Annotated in this window: 16 protein-coding genes; 11 read left to right on the top strand and 5 right to left on the bottom strand. The window is 60.7% G+C overall.

The window, feature by feature from the left end; genetic code table 11:
* Nucleotides 1–58: 58 nt before the first annotated feature.
* Entirely contained in the window at nt 59–1,918 is a 1,860-nt protein-coding gene (locus tag BMY98_RS15025) for an Lnb N-terminal periplasmic domain-containing protein (RefSeq protein WP_074890495.1), read from the top strand.
* Nucleotides 1,919–2,029: 111 nt separating this feature from the next.
* On the opposite strand, the gene BMY98_RS15020 is transcribed toward BMY98_RS15025, so the two are convergent.
* Nucleotides 2,030–2,227: a heavy-metal-associated domain-containing protein gene (locus BMY98_RS15020; protein WP_074890493.1), complete on the bottom strand. Its 198-nt coding sequence runs from the start codon at nt 2,225–2,227 to the stop codon at nt 2,030–2,032.
* A gap of 155 nt (nt 2,228–2,382) precedes the next feature.
* Between BMY98_RS15020 and BMY98_RS15015 the strand changes: the two genes are divergently transcribed.
* The gene (locus BMY98_RS15015; RefSeq protein ID WP_074890492.1) at nt 2,383–2,763 is read left to right on the top strand and encodes a hypothetical protein; all 381 of its coding nucleotides are present in this window, start codon (nt 2,383–2,385) and stop codon (nt 2,761–2,763) included.
* A 45-nt stretch (nt 2,764–2,808) separates the two neighbouring features.
* On the opposite strand, the gene BMY98_RS15010 is transcribed toward BMY98_RS15015, so the two are convergent.
* Both BMY98_RS15010 and BMY98_RS15005 read right to left on the bottom strand, forming a co-directional pair.
* Nucleotides 2,809–3,702 carry a PA4780 family RIO1-like protein kinase gene (locus tag BMY98_RS15010; protein WP_074890490.1) on the bottom strand — a complete coding sequence of 298 codons (894 nt, stop codon included), beginning with the start codon at nt 3,700–3,702 and terminating at the stop codon, nt 2,809–2,811.
* 231 nt (nt 3,703–3,933) lie between these two features.
* Nucleotides 3,934–4,743 (bottom strand): AraC family transcriptional regulator, encoded by an 810-nt coding sequence (locus BMY98_RS15005; RefSeq protein WP_074890488.1) that lies wholly within the window; start codon nt 4,741–4,743, stop codon nt 3,934–3,936.
* A 383-nt stretch (nt 4,744–5,126) separates the two neighbouring features.
* On the opposite strand from BMY98_RS15005, the gene BMY98_RS15000 reads away from it, so the two are divergent.
* On the top strand, nt 5,127–5,729 hold the full coding sequence (locus BMY98_RS15000; RefSeq protein WP_074890486.1) for an Ig-like domain-containing protein: 603 nt from the start codon (nt 5,127–5,129) through the stop codon (nt 5,727–5,729).
* A 243-nt stretch (nt 5,730–5,972) separates the two neighbouring features.
* Complete coding sequence (locus tag BMY98_RS14995; protein ID WP_074890485.1) at nt 5,973–6,554, top strand: hypothetical protein; 582 nt, start codon at nt 5,973–5,975, stop codon at nt 6,552–6,554.
* A gap of 119 nt (nt 6,555–6,673) precedes the next feature.
* Here the strand turns inward: BMY98_RS14995 and BMY98_RS14990 are convergent, their stop codons facing one another.
* Nucleotides 6,674–7,951 carry an acetyl-CoA C-acetyltransferase gene (locus tag BMY98_RS14990; protein ID WP_074890483.1) on the bottom strand — a complete coding sequence of 426 codons (1,278 nt, stop codon included), beginning with the start codon at nt 7,949–7,951 and terminating at the stop codon, nt 6,674–6,676.
* Nucleotides 7,952–8,068: 117 nt separating this feature from the next.
* On the opposite strand from BMY98_RS14990, the gene BMY98_RS14985 reads away from it, so the two are divergent.
* From BMY98_RS14985 to BMY98_RS14960, 6 genes are all read left to right on the top strand, one after another.
* Complete coding sequence (locus BMY98_RS14985; protein ID WP_074890481.1) at nt 8,069–9,424, top strand: 3-oxoacyl-ACP reductase; 1,356 nt, start codon at nt 8,069–8,071, stop codon at nt 9,422–9,424.
* Nucleotides 9,425–9,511: 87 nt separating this feature from the next.
* Nucleotides 9,512–10,369 (top strand): MaoC/PaaZ C-terminal domain-containing protein, encoded by an 858-nt coding sequence (locus BMY98_RS14980; RefSeq protein WP_074890480.1) that lies wholly within the window; start codon nt 9,512–9,514, stop codon nt 10,367–10,369.
* 246 nt (nt 10,370–10,615) lie between these two features.
* Nucleotides 10,616–10,921 carry a MazG-like family protein gene (locus tag BMY98_RS14975; protein ID WP_074890478.1) on the top strand — a complete coding sequence of 102 codons (306 nt, stop codon included), beginning with the start codon at nt 10,616–10,618 and terminating at the stop codon, nt 10,919–10,921.
* Nucleotides 10,918–11,667: a methyltransferase domain-containing protein gene (locus BMY98_RS14970; protein ID WP_074890477.1), complete on the top strand. Its 750-nt coding sequence runs from the start codon at nt 10,918–10,920 to the stop codon at nt 11,665–11,667. The genes BMY98_RS14975 and BMY98_RS14970 overlap by 4 nt, the downstream gene beginning before the upstream one ends.
* Before the next feature lie 46 nt (nt 11,668–11,713).
* Entirely contained in the window at nt 11,714–12,343 is a 630-nt protein-coding gene (locus BMY98_RS14965) for a DUF4136 domain-containing protein (RefSeq protein ID WP_074890475.1), read from the top strand.
* Between the two features lie 42 nt (nt 12,344–12,385).
* Complete coding sequence (locus BMY98_RS14960) at nt 12,386–12,955, top strand: DUF4136 domain-containing protein (RefSeq protein ID WP_074890473.1); 570 nt, start codon at nt 12,386–12,388, stop codon at nt 12,953–12,955.
* Between the two features lie 175 nt (nt 12,956–13,130).
* On the opposite strand, the gene pbpC is transcribed toward BMY98_RS14960, so the two are convergent.
* On the bottom strand, nt 13,131–15,467 hold the full coding sequence (gene pbpC, locus BMY98_RS14955; RefSeq protein WP_074890471.1) for a peptidoglycan glycosyltransferase PbpC: 2,337 nt from the start codon (nt 15,465–15,467) through the stop codon (nt 13,131–13,133).
* A 161-nt stretch (nt 15,468–15,628) separates the two neighbouring features.
* Between pbpC and BMY98_RS14950 the strand changes: the two genes are divergently transcribed.
* Nucleotides 15,629–15,922, top strand: coding sequence for a hypothetical protein (locus tag BMY98_RS14950; protein WP_074890469.1), 294 nt, complete (start codon nt 15,629–15,631; stop codon nt 15,920–15,922).
* The last annotated feature ends 57 nt before the right edge of the window (nt 15,923–15,979 follow it).

The raw sequence follows: 15,979 nt of genomic DNA, 5'->3' as shown, positions 1-15,979 counted from the left end.
CCTTCCTCCCCGGAAGGCAGGTTCTCCGCCCTGCCCACTTCTGACTAGTTGCCACTCTATGATCAAACGCCTTGCCTGGCTGGTGCTCTGTGTCTGCGCCCCGCTGTACGCCGCGCCTCACGTCGACAATGATCGTTTGCAGCAACTGGCCAATTCCAGGTTCTGGATCTCCATCGGTCACTACGAAGCCGGCAAGCTGGGTGGCTGGCGCAGCTATGTCGATGACCCGAAGTTCTTCCTTGCCCAGAACGGCGCCCATGATCCCAAAGCCGAGCTGGCCGCGACCCTTGAGGCGATCTACCGTCCTCTCGCCCAAGGTCAGGAAAACGCCCATCCGCAATGCGTCTATCCGTCCCGCACGCGTTTTTTGCGTGACGAATTGAAGCTGACCGATTTGCCTGCAGTCGACTGCAAAGAATTCAAAAAGTGGTTTTCCGATGTGGCCCCGGACAGCACGGTGCTGATTTTCCCGGCGGCGTACCTCAACAGCCCGTCCTCCATGTTCGGTCACACGCTGCTGCGCATCGATCAAGCGGACGTGCAGACCAACAAGACCGCCTTGCTCAGCTACGCGATCAATTTCGGCGCCTACATCGAGGGTTCCGACAACAGCATCTTGTATGCCTGGAAAGGCCTGGCGGGCGGCTACCCCGGTCTGTTCGCGCTGGTGCCGTATCAGGAAAAACTGTCCGAGTACCGTAGTCTCGAGAATCGTGATCTGTGGGAATACCGCCTCAATCTGACGCCGGAAGAAACCCGGCGCATGGTCGAGCACGTGTGGGAACTCAAACAGATTCGCTTCGGCTATTTCTTCTTCGACGAAAACTGCTCCTACCGTTTGCTGGAGCTGCTCCAGGTGGCTCGCCCGAGCTTGGACCTGACGCCGCAGTTTCGTCTGACAGCCATTCCCACGGACACCGTTCGTGCTGTGAAAGAAGCAGGACTTGTCGAGAAGATCGACTATCGCCCTTCCCGGGAGCGCGAGCTGCTGAGCCGCGCCGAGCCGTTGAATCACGACGAGCAGCAATGGGTGTTGAAAGTCAGTGCGGACCAGAAGCAAATGCAGAGTGCCGATTACATCGCCCTGCCTAAGGAGCGTCGCGCGTTGATTCAGGACGCGGCCTACAGGCTGGAGCGGTATCGCGCCAATGGCCAGGAGCGTGACCCTACAAGCGCTCAACGCAGCTATGAACTGCTGCGCGCGATCAGCACCAATCCGCCACCTGCGCTGGAGATTGAGCGGCCGGGACTGCCGGAAGACGGGCATGAGTCGCGCACTTGGCAACTGGGTGCGGGGACGCGGGATGACAAGGCGTTTGCCGAATACGGCCTGCGCATGGCGTACCACGATTTGAACGACAACGCGTACGGCTTCCCGCTGGGCGCGCAGATCGAAATCCTCCAGCTCAAGCTGCGCCAATACGAAGACAATCGTTGGCAAGTGCAGCGGCTCGATCTGGCGACAATACGCTCGCTCACACCGCGCAACGAGCTGCTGCAGCCGTGGTCATGGCAAGTGGCGGGCGGCCTTGAGCGCGTACTGGGCAAGCACGGCGACGAGAACCTGGTCAGCCAGGTCAACGGCGGCGCCGGCGGCACGTGGAAGCTTGGGGACGACGTGCTGGGCTTCGCCATGGGAACGGTGCGGATTGAGCACAACAACGATTTCTCTGCCCTGGTTTCGCCAGCCGCGGGGTTCAACACCGGTGTGCTGTGGCGCAATCCACTGGGTAATTTCAGTCTGGAAACCAAGGGCGATTACTTCACCAACGGTGAAGTGCGGCGCAACATCAGCCTCAATCAGCAATGGGAACTGTCGCGCAACCTCGGGCTGCGGCTCAGTGCGCAGCGGGACTTCAGCCAACTGACCTCGCCGGTGAATGAAGTGATGCTGGAGCTGAAGTGGTATCACTATTGAGCTGTGCAGGACGGTAGGAGCGCGCTTGCCCGCGAATGCGTTTTTCCAGACACATGACCAGGGAATGACAAACCGCAATTCGCGGGCAAGCGCGCTCCTACAAGAACTGCGTCAGGCTGCTGTTGCGGTATAGCCTTCTTCTTCGATTAATCCCACCACCTGCTTGGCGTCAAGCAGGCTCTGGACCTTCACTTCACCCTTGTCGAGATCAACCTGCACATCTGCCGCCGGGTCTTCACCCTGAATGGCGGTGGTGACGGCGCGCACGCAATGTGCGCAGGTCATGCCTTGAACCTTGAATACCTGCATGTGCTGCCTCCTGTTCTCATCGAAAACGTGTGATAACGCCATCTAAGACCTTCCCGTCGGGGCAAGGTCAAGTTTCCGAGGGATCTGCCGGGCTGGTATTCATCTGCGCTCTGCGCCAGAGTGCGCCTACAACCGTCATATCAGGAGAATCAGCCATGCGCTGGTCAGCCATTCGTATTGCAGGTTTCGCCGGCCTGTTGGCGTGCGCATCCTGGGCTCATGCCGATCAGGACTATGGCGTGCTGATCATTTCCCGCGAGCGCCTGGAGGTCTCCACCTCCTGCGAAATAGGGATTTTCATGCAGGACCAACTGGTCGGGCGCCTGTATCAGGAAGAGTCACGCTCATTCAACTTGCCAGCCGGCGACCTGTCGGTGCGCTTGCGTGTGCTGCCGGGCCAGACGCCGGGCTGCTCGCCGGGCATTGAAGCGCAGAACAACACGCGCCTGCACATCAATGCGGGTGATGTTTTGAAATACCGCATCGCGTCCGGGCCCAACGGGATGTATTTGAAGAAAGCGGATTTGAATTACTAGCCGCCAACGAAAAAACCCGGCCTGAGCCGGGTTTTTCTTTGTCGATTATTGCATCCAGGGCGGCGGCGGTTCTTCGGTTTTCCCCGGCGGCGCATCGTCCGCCGCACGCCCCGCCTGGCGACGGTCTTCATCCAGCCGCGCCGCTTCGATCTCACGCAAGACACTGCCGACGTCGGCAATCTCATCCGGATCAGCGAATACCCCGGTCAGGACGGTCGCCGGCGACAACGTGCCTGCCTCAAAATACGACCACATCTCGCGGGCGTAGCGCGTCTGCTTCAGTTCAGGTGCGAAACGACCGAAGTACGAAGCCATGTTGCCGACGTCGCGCTCCAGCATGCTGAATGCGTGATTGTTGCCCGCCGCGTCCACCGCTTGCGGCAGGTCGATGATGACAGGCCCGGTCGGCGTCAACAGCACGTTGAACTCCGACAGGTCACCGTGCACCAGACCGGTACACAACATCAGGACGATTTGCTGGATCAGGAACGCGTGATATTCCCGTGCCTGATCCGGCTCCAGCGTGACGTCGTTCAGGCGCGGCGCCGCGTCTCCGTATTCGTCACAAATCATCTCCATCAGCAGCACGCCTTCGAGGAAGTCGAACGGTTTGGGAACCCTGACACCCGCGCTCGCGAGTCGGAACAACGCCGCGACCTCGGCGTTCTGCCAGGCGTCCTCGGTTTCTTTGCGTCCAAACTTAGAGCCCTTCGCCATGGCGCGGGCATCACGGCTATTGCGGACCTTGCGGCCCTCCTGATACTCCGCAGCCTGGCGGAAACTTCGTTTGTTTGCCTCCTTGTAAACCTTCGCGCAGCGTAGCTCTTTGCCGCAGCGCACCACATAAACAGCTGCCTCTTTACCGCTCATAAGCGGGCGCAGCACCTCGTCCACCAGACCGTCTTCGATCAGGGGTTCAATGCGTTTAGGAGTCTTCATCAGCTTTTATTGGGGGTCCTTCGTTGCCAAACACGCGATTGTTGCTCGTTATACGGCAATCTTCTGCCAGCGAGTAGGGGGGTCAGCTCGATTGACCGTATGCCAGTTGTCTCACGACATCCCCGCCACATGGCCAAGCAGCATTCGTGCCGACGCATAATTCCGACCCGCTGTCGTCTGTATGGCAGTGTTTATCGAAGAGCGGCAATAACCCGACTAGACAATCTTCGCTCATGGTCCGCGAAACAGCTCGCCAGGGGTCCTCCCGAAAAGCCCTTTGAAAGCAGCGATAAAAGCCGACGTCGAATCGTAACCGCAGTTAAGCGCGGTGCTCGTCACGCTCACCCCTTCCTCCAGCGCATTGAGTGACGAGAGCAGGCGCGCCCTCTGCCGCCAGCTCCGGAAGCTCAAGCCGGTTTCGCGCTGAAACAATCGCGTCAGGGTTTTTTCCGACATATTCAAACGCGCCGCCCAGTCATAAAGGGTAACCGCTTGATCCGGCGCTTCGATCAGTTCACCACACAGTCCCAGCAAGCGTGGATGACGAGGCAGTGGGAGCGAGAAACCCACCTCGGGCAAATTCGCCAATTGATCGAGCAGTACCTGAACGAGACGAGACTCGGCGCTATCGACCTCCGGGTAATCTGCCGGCAGCTGGCAGAACGTCTTTATCAACTCCCTGGCGAGTGGCGTGACTTCAAGCACCCGGCAGCGGTCCGGCGACCAGGTGCAGTCTTCCTTGCGCACGTAGAGGCTGCGCATCTCGGCACGAGTTGACGTGACGACTTCATGATCGAGCCCGGCAGGAATCCAGACGCCCCACTGCGGCGGCGCAAAGAAACTGCCGTGCGGGGTATGGACCCCAAGCACACCACTGATGGCGTAGGAAAACTGCACCCAGTCGTGGCGATGCGTCGGGGTCCACGAGCCCGCGCTCAGGCTTTCCGCTCTGGCGTATAGCGGGCGAGGCAAGTCGGTCAGCGTTGGAATCAAGCGCCGAGTTTCGGCGTTGCGCGATGGGCGGTGTCCGTTGTTCGGCATATGCGTGCCATGTGTCGGGAGGCAGAAGTCTACGCGCCTGTTCCAGACTTTTGCCAGTGGCGGAAGCCGAATTGAGCGTGGAGTCGGGGATTGAGTTTATTTAGAACGGGGCGCGCCTTCGCTGCAGATTAATCGACTGTTTGCCTCATGCGAGTTCAGGAAATCCAGGAGGATTCGCACACACTTACGCGGGTCATCAATGCGGCCTGCCACTAACCCGCGTGCTTGTGAGCTCACGAATGCACTTGAGCTCGCCGGTTTCTTAACCGCGATAGCCATGAGCGCGTTTATCGCCAATGGGTCTGAGCAGAATTTGCGAGAAACGAAGCGCGGATCTATAAAGAGACAGAACACCTGAAACTAACCATCAAAAGGACTTGCGAATGTCAACTCATGAAGCCCGCTCCGTCGAAGTAGAAATTCTCGAAGGAGAAAAACTTATAGGCACTGCACCCACAGAGGCAAACGGCTCCTGGACTTACACTGTGTCTCCCTTCAGTGAAGGCATTCATAGTTTCACCGCGCGAGCCGGCGGTAACACATCAGAAACGTATACTGTCGTAGGAGGCGCGTCGGAGCTACCCATTAAGGAAGACTTCGAAGACATACCCGTTGGCAAGCTTATAATCGATACCTCCATAATAGGCCCCAAATCTTTGACCGAGATCACATTAAGAAAGGGGCAGGCGAAAATTGCACTTTACCCAGCAGCCCCAGCAGACCGCAACAGCCTCCACATCGGCAACGGAGCCACAGTCGAAATAGTTCCAAAATCACCTGCAAAATCCGTTACTTTTTCGCGAATTCCGGATACCGGAGTTCTCCTTGTGACCTATTATGACAAAGACCATTATTTTCTCGGCGAGATCAACGACCCCATCCACGAAGATAAAATTGAGTTCACCCATGCTACTCCCATAGGCTTGATAGAACTCAAAGTAAAGACTAACCACTGGGAGGTAGTAGACAACTTCGAATTTAGCTAACTATCCCGAAGCCCACCTTCCCAAAAATGAAAGACTTGAACGTAGCGACTCATCTCGCCCGCGGCATTTCTGTTAATAACTTCGAAGCGCTAAGGCAGCGAGCACAACCACGACACAGGCCGAGTCTGTTTTCCTGCTAAGTACCCTGATGCTTTCTGGAGCGACGCACCTTAACCGTATACGGAAATGCTCAATGAACATACCAACAATAATGCCTAAACCGGATAAAATCAGGAATGAAAAATGAAGCCTCTAGACACTCACACCACTTCTGTCGAAATTAGCGATAACGACAAAGTCATCACATCAGTTGACTCCATCGATGGTACATGGACCTGTCAACTCACTCTTGCGAAGGGAAATCACGAACTTAGGGCTAAAGTAGATGAAACCTCACTTCCTTACAGCATTTCGCAAACGAGCAATATAGACGTTGTGCAAGACTTCAAGAATTATGCCTTGGGCACCTATGGATTCAGATTCATCACCGACCACATCGATTTTTCAACTGCTAAAGGACATGAATTCCTCATATCTGAACAAGGTGAACATACTCGCATCTTAGGGATCACCTTATCGGCGACTCTAAAAATGAGCGAGCCCTTGCGGGCCATCACCCTATCTTTTTTGTATCAGAACGACGGGACATGGCGTTGTCATTATGGCAACGGTCAGATTGAGGACAAGGTGATTAAGAGGTTGGCTGATTGGCAGACAGTGACTTTTACACAGGGCAATATCACTTCTATTGATTTTCTGAGCGGTGCATACGGTTCCCTCTGGATTGACCAATGCCTGCTGACGCTTGAGGTGGGTGCTGGCTAGACCGAAACTGAACCGACTCATCCACTACAGGCGTCCTGACAACCGTATTAACCACGACAGACATCGATCTGGATCGCAGGGAGATAGCCTATAACCGAAGCAGCCATCTGCTCACCCACTCAGCGCTCAAGTATCGCCGTAACGCCCTGACCGCCCGCCGCGCATAGGGAGATGAGTCCGCGGCCCTGCCCCGACACGCTTAACAATTTGGCCAGGTTGGCGACGATGCGGCCACCGGTTGCGGCAAAAGGATGCCCCGCCGCCAGGGAGCTGCCTTTGACATTGAGCTTGTTGCGGTCAATAGAGCCCAACGGTGCGTCCAACCCCAACCTCGTTTTGCAATATTCCGGATCTTCCCACGCCTTCAACGTGCACAGCACCTGGGCGGCGAACGCCTCGTGGATTTCGTAGTAGTCGAAGTCTTGCAGCGTGAGGCCGTTGCGCGCCAGCAGGCGAGGGACGGCGTAGACCGGGGCCATGAGCAGGCCTTCGTGGCCGCGCACGAAATCCACGGCGGCGGCCTCGCCATCCCGCCAGTAGGCCAGAACCGGCAACCCACGCTCCCGCGCCCAGTCTTCGCTGGCGAGCAACACCAGCGACGCGCCGTCAGTCAGTGGCGTCGAGTTGCCCGCCGTCAGCGTGCCTTTTGCGCTGCGCTCGTAGGCGGGCTTGAGCGAGGCAAGTTTTTCCAGGCTCGCATCAGTGCGCAGGTTGTTGTCGCGGGTCAGGCCGAGGAATGGCGTGAGCAGGTCGTCCTGCCAGCCTTGCGCATACGCAGCGGCCATTTTTTGATGACTTTCCAGCGTCAGTTGGTCCTGGGCCTCGCGGGGGATGCCCCAGGTTTGCGCCATCAGTTCGCAGTGCTGACCCATCGACAAACCGGTGCGCGGTTCGCCGTTACGCGGCAGCTCTGGCTTGAGGTTATGCAGGCGCAATTGCATCAGCGCCTTAAGTTTGTCGGCCGTTGTCTTGCTGCGATTGACCTGCAACAGGATCTGCCGCAGGTCTTCGTTCACGCCGATGGGCGAGTCGGAGGTGGTGTCGACGCCGCCGGCAATGCCGCACTCGATCTGGCCGAGGGCGATCTTGTTCGCCACCAGCAGCGCCGCTTCGAGACCGGTGCCGCAGGCTTGTTGAATGTCGTAGGCCGGCGTTTGCGGCGACAGCCTTGAGCCGAGCACGCACTCACGGGTGAGGTTGAAATCACGGGAGTGCTTGAGCACCGCGCCGGCAGCGACTTCGCCCATGCGCAGCCCATGCAGGTTGAAGCGCTCGATCAGACCTTCCAGCGCAGCGGTCAGCATGTCCTGATTGCTGGCGGTGGCATACGCGCCGTTGGAGCGTGCGAACGGAATGCGATTGCCGCCGACAATGGCCACGCGTCGTGTCTGAATCATCAAAATCTCCCTGCCCTGAATGCGTCTATCGTTTTAGAAGCGCTGCCTGACAGCGTAGGACCTATTACCCAACCACGCGGTCCACTGATTTGAACCCAGACGCAAGGAGAGTGTTCCATGGCATCCGATCGCTACATTGACTTCGTCAACTCCGACCTCGGCCGCAAGCTGGTCGGCGCCGTCGGTTTGCCTGCTCCCGCACGTCTGGAGCGCTGGCAGGCGGGTCGGTTGCGTCCGGTGGAGGGTGCGCTGTTGCTGAGCACAGGGCCGCTGGCCGAGCGGGTCAGCAACTTTGCGCCGCGCCTGACCGACGTGCTCCTTAGTGCTGGCGGCGAAGTCACTGGCGCTCACCCCTGGACTGCCGAGCAGAGCGCGAAGATCAAGGCCGTGGTGTTCGACGCCAGCGCGCTGCTGCGCACCTCCGAACTGAGTCAGTTGCGCGAATTCTTTCAGCCGATCCTGCGTCATCTGGACAACAGCGCCCACGTCGTCATTCTTGCCCGCGCGCCGGATGCTCAAACTGATCCGCTGGCCGCCAGCACCCAGCAGGCCATCGAAGGTTTCAGCCGCTCCCTGGCCAAGGAAATGCGTAACGGTGGCACGGTTCAACTGCTGCAAGTAGAGGACGGCGCGGAAGATCAGCTCGAAGGCGCGCTGCGATTCTTCCTGTCGCCGAAGAGTGCGTTCATCTCTGGTCAGGTCGTTCGCCTGAGTGCCTGCGGGCAGCAGGTTCAGGACTGGACCCGCCCGTTGGCAGGACGTAAAGCGCTGGTGACAGGGGCAGCCCGAGGCATCGGCGCGGCCATCGCGGAAACCCTGGCTCGCGACGGTGCGGAGGTGGTGTTGCTGGATGTGCCCCAGGCCAAATCCGATCTCGATGCGCTGGCGGCGCGTCTTGGTGGGCAGGCGCTGGTCCTGGACATCTGCGCACCGGACGCTGCCGCTCAGTTGATTGAACACTTGCCCGGCGGCCTGGATATCGTCGTGCACAACGCCGGCATCACCCGGGACAAGACGCTGGCGAATATGCCGGCGGACTTCTGGGACTCGGTGCTGGACGTGAATCTCAACGCACCGCAGGTGCTGACCCAGGCGCTAATCGACAGCGGCGTGCTGCGCGAGAATGGCAGCGTGATTCTGCTGGCGTCGATCAGCGGGCTGGCGGGCAATCGCGGGCAAACCAACTACACCACGAGCAAGGCCGGGCTGATCGGCTATGCCCGGGCGATGGCGCCGACCCTCAAAGCGCGGGGCATCAGCATCAACGCCGTGGCGCCGGGTTTTATCGAAACGAGCATGACGGCGCATATGCCATTTGCCTTGCGTGAAGCGGGCAGACGCATGAGCTCGTTGGGCCAGGGCGGTCAGCCGCAGGACGTGGCCGAAGCGGTGGCCTGGCTGGGTCAACCGGGTTCCGGCGCAATGAGCGGCCAGGTGCTTCGCGTGTGCGGCCAGAGCGTGCTCGGCGCCTGAGCCTGAGTTGAGTCACGGATGGATTGAATAGCCGCCCCGTCGATCCGGTGCGTGCCTGATCTGCAGCATGACCACAGGAGAACCTCGATGAGTGCGCACTGGCGGTATCTGGACACGCCCCCGGCCCTGCCCGGCCTGTTCATGCAAGCGGCGTTGCGGCGCAAGGTCAGCGGCACAAAACTACCGGATCAAGGGCTGCGGTGCTGGATGTCAGTGGATCCGGACAAGGTTAAAGCGTTCGCCCACGTCTGCGGCTTTGTGCCGGGCAGTCTGCTGCCGCCGACCTATCCCCATGTGCTGGCCTTCCCGCTGCAGATGAAACTGCTTACCGACAAGGATTTCCCCTTCCCGCTCCTCGGCCTGGTCCACTTGCACAACCGGATCAGCATTCGTCGGCCCCTCGGCAGCGTGATCAAGGTGCAGGTCAGCGTGCACGTTGGCCAGCTCAAACCCCATGCAAAGGGCGCGACGTTCAGCGTGATCACCCAGGTCGAAGACGCGTTGGGCCTGCTGTGGGAAGAAGAGAGCACGATGCTGTGCCGTGACGTTCACGTGGACGGCGAGATCGAAGGCGATTACGAACCGGCGCCGCTGCCGATGACGGAGCTGGCGACGTGGTCAGCGCCTTCGGACATTGGTCGTCAGTACGCCAAGGTCAGTGGCGACTACAACCCGATTCACCTCAGTGACAGCAGCGCCAAACTGTTCGGTTTTCCCAAGGCGATTGCCCACGGGTTGTGGATAAAAAGCCGTGCCTTGGCAGCGCTTGAAGATCATCTGCCGGCGTCGAATGTGGAAATTTCGGTGGAGTTTCAAAAGCCGGTGCGGCTGCCGAGCGGGGTGACGTTGTCTGCCAGCGCGGCGGGGTCCCATGGGCAGTTCAAGCTGGAAGGCGCGGAAGGGATCGTGCATATGCTGGGGAGCTGGCGGCCTGCCACGGAGTGATGGCTGCGCCTATCGTGCGCCCGTAGTTTTGCGCTGTGACATCTGACGCCTTCCCGGCTAAAGCCGGTCCCACTAAGAGCGTGAGGCGTGTCAGTGAGGTCGGGAACGCAGGCTGTTTAGTGGGACCGGCTTTAGCCGGGAATCGGCGCACCGCCGTAGCGGGTATTAAACCTGCGTCCCGGAGCATCGCGCCCCCTTGCGTCAATCGCCTATCCCCCTGAAGCTACGCACCTTCAGGAGACCCCCATGAACCTCGACGAACTCACCCAACGCCTGCATCGCATCCGCGATAACAACGACTGGCGGCAATTTCACAGCCCGAAAAACCTGGCCATGGCCGCCAGTGTGGAAATGGCTGAGCTGGTGGAGATCTTCCAGTGGAAGACCGAGGATCAGTCCCGTCAGTTACCGGCGGACGAGCTGGCCCATGCCGGTCAGGAGGTCGGGGACATCGTGCTTTACCTGCTGCTGCTGTGCAGCGAGCTGGGCCTGGACATGAATGAAGTGGTGCGCGCGAAACTGGCCGACGGCGAACGGCGGTTCAGCCAATGAGCGACCGTCATTTCGATCAAATGGCGACGCGCTTCGCTGAAAAAATCTACGGCGGCGCCAAGGGGGCGATCCGGTTGGCGGTGCTACAGGCTGACCTTATCGAAAGCCTGCCGGACCGTCCGTTGCGCGTGCTGGACATCGGCGCCGGGCTTGGGCACATGTCGCTGTGGCTGGCCGAGCGCGGGCATGATGTGACGCTGGCCGAACCCGCCGCCCCCATGCTCGAAGGCGCACGTCAGCGCTTTACCGACGCGGGGCAGACGGCGAACTTCATTCAGGCGCCGTGGCAAGCACTGCCCGATATTCTGACCGAGCGTTATGACCTGGTGATCTGCCATGCAGTGCTGGAGTGGCTGGACGAGCCGTTCACGATTCTTCCGGTCCTGCATCAGTTGACCGAGCCCGACGGCTGGCTGTCATTGGCGTTCTACAACCGCGACGCACTGATTTACCGCAACCTGCTCAAAGGCCACTTCCGCAAAATGCGCAAGAACACCCTGGCCGGCGAAAAACAGAGCCTGACGCCCCAAGAGCCGCTTGATCCCCGCGAACTGGCGGCGCAACTTGGCTCCCTGTGGCGAGTCGAAACCCAGAGTGGCATTCGGGTTTTTCACGATTACATGCCGGTCGAGTTCCAGGCCAAAGCCGACCTTGCGGACCTGCTGGAAATGGAGCTGGCCCATCGTCGCCACCCGGCCTTCGCCGGGCTGGGACGCTACCTGCACTGGATGTGCCGCCCCTTATAACAGACGCTGGTTTACTCGCTGCTTAACGCACGCTGCGGAGACCCTCATGAAACGCCGTCTCGCTTTGCTTTCCCTCTGCCTGGGCCTCGCCGCCTGCCAGAGCCCCAATCCTTACCGCGCTGTGTCTGCGGCCATTCCACCGGCGCCGCCTCACGCTGCCAATGCCATCGACATGAGCGCTTACCCTGCGGCGCCGCGCGATTATGGCCGCTATCGCAACTGGGCCTGGCTCAACGGCCAGTTGCCGCCGGGCACCCTCTGGGCAGACTCGGCTCAACTGGCCGAAGCCGTCAGCAACGGGCTGGATCAGCGCGGTCTGCGGCCTTCACAGAACCCCCAGGCGGCTGACCTGCGCGTGGCCGCTGACGCCCATGCAGAGACCCGGATTCGTCAGGTGCGCGATGACTATTACGACCCGTACTACGGCGGTTCAGGGGTGGGCTATTACGGTGGTAACGGCTACCGCAACGGTTACGGCGGCTATGCCAGCGTGCCGGTCGTGCGCACGTATCAAGAACAGGTGATTGTAGTGCGCATCAGTCTGTTCGATGCCCGCAGCGGCCAGCCGGTGTGGAGCGCGAGCGCCGAAACCGCCAGCGGCGGCGATCAGTCGACGCGCGCCAAAGCCCTGCGCCAGGCCGTACAACAAGCCCTGACGGCTTACCCGCCGTCCTGATTTCACGCCCCTTGGCGTTTTTTTACACGCTGGAGAAATCCCATGTACCGCCGCATTGCTGTCCTTTGTGTCGCCCTGCTGCTCGGCGCCTGCCAGACCGATCGGGTCAATCGCGACTTCGACGCCCAGCGCGATTTCGGCGCCTACCGGTCATGGGCGTGGAAGGAGCCTGGTTTGCAATATCAGCCCAACGATCCGCGCATCAAAAGTGACCTGACCGAACAGCGCATTCGCCAGGCGGTCGGCGAGCAACTGGAGCAGCGCGGCCTGCGCATGGCAGCGCCCGGCGTGAAAGCGGACGTGCAACTGCAGGCGTGGCTGATCGTTGAAAACCGCCAGCAAACGGTCACTACCAATTACGGCGGCGCTGGCGGTTATTGGGGCAATCCGTGGGGCGGCTACTGGGGCGGCCCGATCGGCACCGAGACGCGCAACGTCGATTACAAAGTCTCGACCCTGCAGATCGACATGCTCGACGGCAAGGACGGCAAGCTGGTGTGGCGTGGCAGCACCGAGCAGATGGTCAGCGACGGCAACGCCAACCCTGCTGCGCGCGAGCAGGCCCTGCGCCAGACGGTGCAGAACATCCTGCAGCAGTACCCGCCGCGTTGAGGGTTGATCCGGCCGTCAGCCTGTGAGGTCCATGTAGGAGTGAGCTTGCTCGCGAAGAAGGCATTTCAACCGCCGAAAATTGAGTGGATGTACCGACCAATTCGCGAGCAAGCCGGCTCCTACAGTGGATCGGCGCCACCTCTGACCATGGGTCTCACGCACGGGCCTCTACGTTTCAATCCACCACACTGAATTCCACCCGAGCAGTCTGCCCGCTTTCATCCAGCACGCTCAGTTGGTAGCGCCCCAAACGCGTGAAGGTGTGGGTGTAGCTGTCCTGACTGGCGGTGTCGCCCACCGGCGTGCCGTCGATGAACCACCAGCGTCGGCCACTCCCGCCCAGCGCCGACAGCGTAAGCCGCAACAGCTGCTGACTGCCGGCCGGCAAGCGCAATTGATCGCCCTCTCGCACCCCCACCACGGACAACGGCGGCGCCAGGCTCAATCCCTGGGGCGGGCATGACGAATCGATGTCCGGCAAACGCGCCTCGCGCCGTTCGCTCTTCGGCAGCCAGGGTTCAAGGGGCGCCGGCCAGAGGGCGATCTCTTTTGGCTGAGCCTTTGGACAACTTGCCGCGACGCGCAGGCCTTTGTCGTTCAGCCAGACTTTCTCCGTGAGCCCCAACCCCAGCGGCTGATCGGTCGCCTGCAAGGTCGGCGGCGTCGTGCCGTCGAGGGTCCAGGCGAAACGTTGGCGACGGCAGTTCGGGTCGCTCTTGCTCATCGGCTGCCCCAGAGGCCAGCAGATGGCAGCAACGCCTACGTTGAGCGGCACCGGCAACACGGGCGGCAGGATGTTGCGCTGGGCGTCGCGGTTCACCAGCAGGTCGTGAACCTGCAGCATCAGCGGCGCTGCCGACGCCAAGCCGAACTGCCCCGGCACCGGCGTCCCGTCCGGCCGGCCAATCCACACGCCAATCAGAAACCTCGGCCCCACGCCAATCGACCAGGCATCACGAAAGCCGTAACTGGTGCCGGTTTTCCAGGCCAGTTGCGGGCGCTGCACAAGCTCGGCGTGGGGATCGAGGTCAGGCCGGGATTGGCCGCTGAGAATCCGCCGAATGATCCACGCCGCGCCGGGCGACATCATCGGTCGGTCACGCAGACGGTCATCGGGCTGCAAGCGAATGTCCGCACTGCGCCCGCCCCGCGCAAACGCGCTGTAGCCACCGACCAGATCCTCCAGCCGACTGCCTGCACCGCCCAGGATCAACGCCAGATTGGGTTCAGCCAGGGGCGGCAAGGTCAGCGGCACGCCGCCGTTGCGCAGCTCCGCTGCGAAGCGTTTCGGGCCATAGACTTCCAGCAGTTGCACCGCTGGCAGATTCAGCGACATCGACAGCGCCGAGCTGGCCGCCACCGCACCGTTAAAACCCGACGAGAAATTACCCGGCCGGTAATCGCCATAGCGCCGGGGCACGTCCTGCAGCAACGACTCCGAATGGATCAGCCCGGCGTCGATGGCCTTGCCGTAGAGAAAGGGTTTGAGCGTCGAGCCGGGCGAACGCAGCGCGCTGACCATGTCCACATGACCAAAACGCTTAGCGTCACCGATGTCCACCGAGCCGACGTAGGCGCGCACGGCCATGTTCTGCGCTTCCACCACCAGAATCGCGGCCGACGTGCGCTCGGGCAGACGCGCGCGCCAGCCCAGCAGCAGGTCTTCGAGACGACGCTGCAGGCCGGCGTCCAGGGTGGTGTGGATCAACGGCGGGCTGTTGGGGCGGTTCAGACGCCGGGCGAGCAAGGGCGCCAGGCTCGGTTCCTGACGCGGCGCGAGCAGCAGCGGTTCTTCCAGCGCTTCGTCAACGGCACCCTGCGGCCAGGTGCCGAACTCGGCCAGACGCCGCAACACTTTGTCCCGCGCCGCCTGGGCGCGTTGCGCGTGGCGATCAGGACGCAGACGACTCGGCGCCTGGGGCAGCACGGCCAGCAGCGCCGCGTCTGCATGGGTCAGTTGCTGCGGGGACTTGCCGAGATAAGCCCAACTTGCAGCGGCGACGCCCTGCAACGTGCCGCCAAACGGCGCGCGATTGAGGTACAGCACCAGAATGTCCTGTTTGGACAGGTGCCATTCCAGCTGCGCGGTTCGCCACAGCTGTCGAAGCTTGCCAGCCAGTGTGCGCGAGTGTGGATCGAGCAAGCGGGCCACCTGCATCGACAGGGTGCTGCCGCCGGACACCACATGGCCACCGCTGAGGTTTTGCCAGGCCGCGCGCGCCAGCGCCATGGGGTTCACGCCGGGATGTTGATAGAACCAGCGGTCCTCGTAGGTCAGCAGCGCTTCGAGGTAATAAGGCGACACCTGATCGACCGTCACCGGGTAGCGCCAGACGCCATTGGCATCGGCGAATCGCCACAACGGCGTGCCGTCTTCGGCGAGCACCACGCGCGCCAGATCGTCCTTGGGCAAGGGCAGTGGCCAGATCCGGTCGGCGAGCCAGAGCAGCAGACACATGATTAGCAGGCTGCCGATGAGCCAGGCGACAGCGCGAGCACAGCGTCGCCCCATTCGCAAACAGGCCCGCTCCCATATCCCCGAGCGGATCTGTCGCAGCGATAATCGAGTGATCTTCACAGAAAGCCTTTACCCGACAGGGAACTCGCCCGGACAATCGACAGCCAAAGCGAGCAGTGCCGTTTTTGGTCCACGTCCCTCATCAGGAAGCAGATATGCAGGTAGAAAGCGTTTTCGAATGGCTCGGCCAAGTGATTGGCGCCGTGATCCGCTTCGTCGTCGACGGCTTAAGCTGGTTGTTCAACATGTTCACTCACGCGGGCGGCAATTTCGTTGACGGCCTGTCGCGCACGCTGGGCATGGACACTTCAATCGTCAGCATCGTGGCCCTGATTGTCGGGTTGATGCTGCTGTATTCAGCGATCCGCGCCTTCATGCGCGCCTCGATCATCATGGGGATCATCTGGCTGTTTCTGGGGCTATGGCTGTTGAGCTGGATTATTCATTGATACGTCAGGAACCGGGGACAGATTAATTTACGGTGGAGCGTTGTAAATAAATCAGTC

The sequence above is a fragment of the Pseudomonas graminis genome (genome assembly GCF_900111735.1).
Taxonomy (GTDB): Bacteria; Pseudomonadota; Gammaproteobacteria; order Pseudomonadales; family Pseudomonadaceae; genus Aquipseudomonas; species Aquipseudomonas graminis.
Note: the sequence above shows the minus strand (reverse complement) of the source record. Positions and strands in the feature narration are given on the sequence as shown.

Bases quoted from the DNA above. Each gene is read 5' to 3' on its own strand.
- BMY98_RS15025 (WP_074890495.1), top strand. From the start codon at position 59: ATGATCAAACGCCTTGCCTGGCTGGTGCTCTGTGTCTGCGCCCCGCTG.
- BMY98_RS15020 (WP_074890493.1), bottom strand. From the start codon at position 2,227: ATGCAGGTATTCAAGGTTCAAGGCATGACCTGCGCACATTGCGTGCGC.
- BMY98_RS15015 (WP_074890492.1), top strand. From the start codon at position 2,383: ATGCGCTGGTCAGCCATTCGTATTGCAGGTTTCGCCGGCCTGTTGGCG.
- BMY98_RS15010 (WP_074890490.1), bottom strand. From the start codon at position 3,702: ATGAAGACTCCTAAACGCATTGAACCCCTGATCGAAGACGGTCTGGTG.
- BMY98_RS15005 (WP_074890488.1), bottom strand. From the start codon at position 4,743: ATGCCGAACAACGGACACCGCCCATCGCGCAACGCCGAAACTCGGCGC.
- BMY98_RS15000 (WP_074890486.1), top strand. From the start codon at position 5,127: ATGTCAACTCATGAAGCCCGCTCCGTCGAAGTAGAAATTCTCGAAGGA.
- BMY98_RS14995 (WP_074890485.1), top strand. From the start codon at position 5,973: ATGAAGCCTCTAGACACTCACACCACTTCTGTCGAAATTAGCGATAAC.
- BMY98_RS14990 (WP_074890483.1), bottom strand. From the start codon at position 7,951: ATGATTCAGACACGACGCGTGGCCATTGTCGGCGGCAATCGCATTCCG.
- BMY98_RS14985 (WP_074890481.1), top strand. From the start codon at position 8,069: ATGGCATCCGATCGCTACATTGACTTCGTCAACTCCGACCTCGGCCGC.
- BMY98_RS14980 (WP_074890480.1), top strand. From the start codon at position 9,512: ATGAGTGCGCACTGGCGGTATCTGGACACGCCCCCGGCCCTGCCCGGC.
- BMY98_RS14975 (WP_074890478.1), top strand. From the start codon at position 10,616: ATGAACCTCGACGAACTCACCCAACGCCTGCATCGCATCCGCGATAAC.
- BMY98_RS14970 (WP_074890477.1), top strand. From the start codon at position 10,918: ATGAGCGACCGTCATTTCGATCAAATGGCGACGCGCTTCGCTGAAAAA.
- BMY98_RS14965 (WP_074890475.1), top strand. From the start codon at position 11,714: ATGAAACGCCGTCTCGCTTTGCTTTCCCTCTGCCTGGGCCTCGCCGCC.
- BMY98_RS14960 (WP_074890473.1), top strand. From the start codon at position 12,386: ATGTACCGCCGCATTGCTGTCCTTTGTGTCGCCCTGCTGCTCGGCGCC.
- pbpC (WP_074890471.1), bottom strand. From the start codon at position 15,467: ATGGGGCGACGCTGTGCTCGCGCTGTCGCCTGGCTCATCGGCAGCCTG.
- BMY98_RS14950 (WP_074890469.1), top strand. From the start codon at position 15,629: ATGCAGGTAGAAAGCGTTTTCGAATGGCTCGGCCAAGTGATTGGCGCC.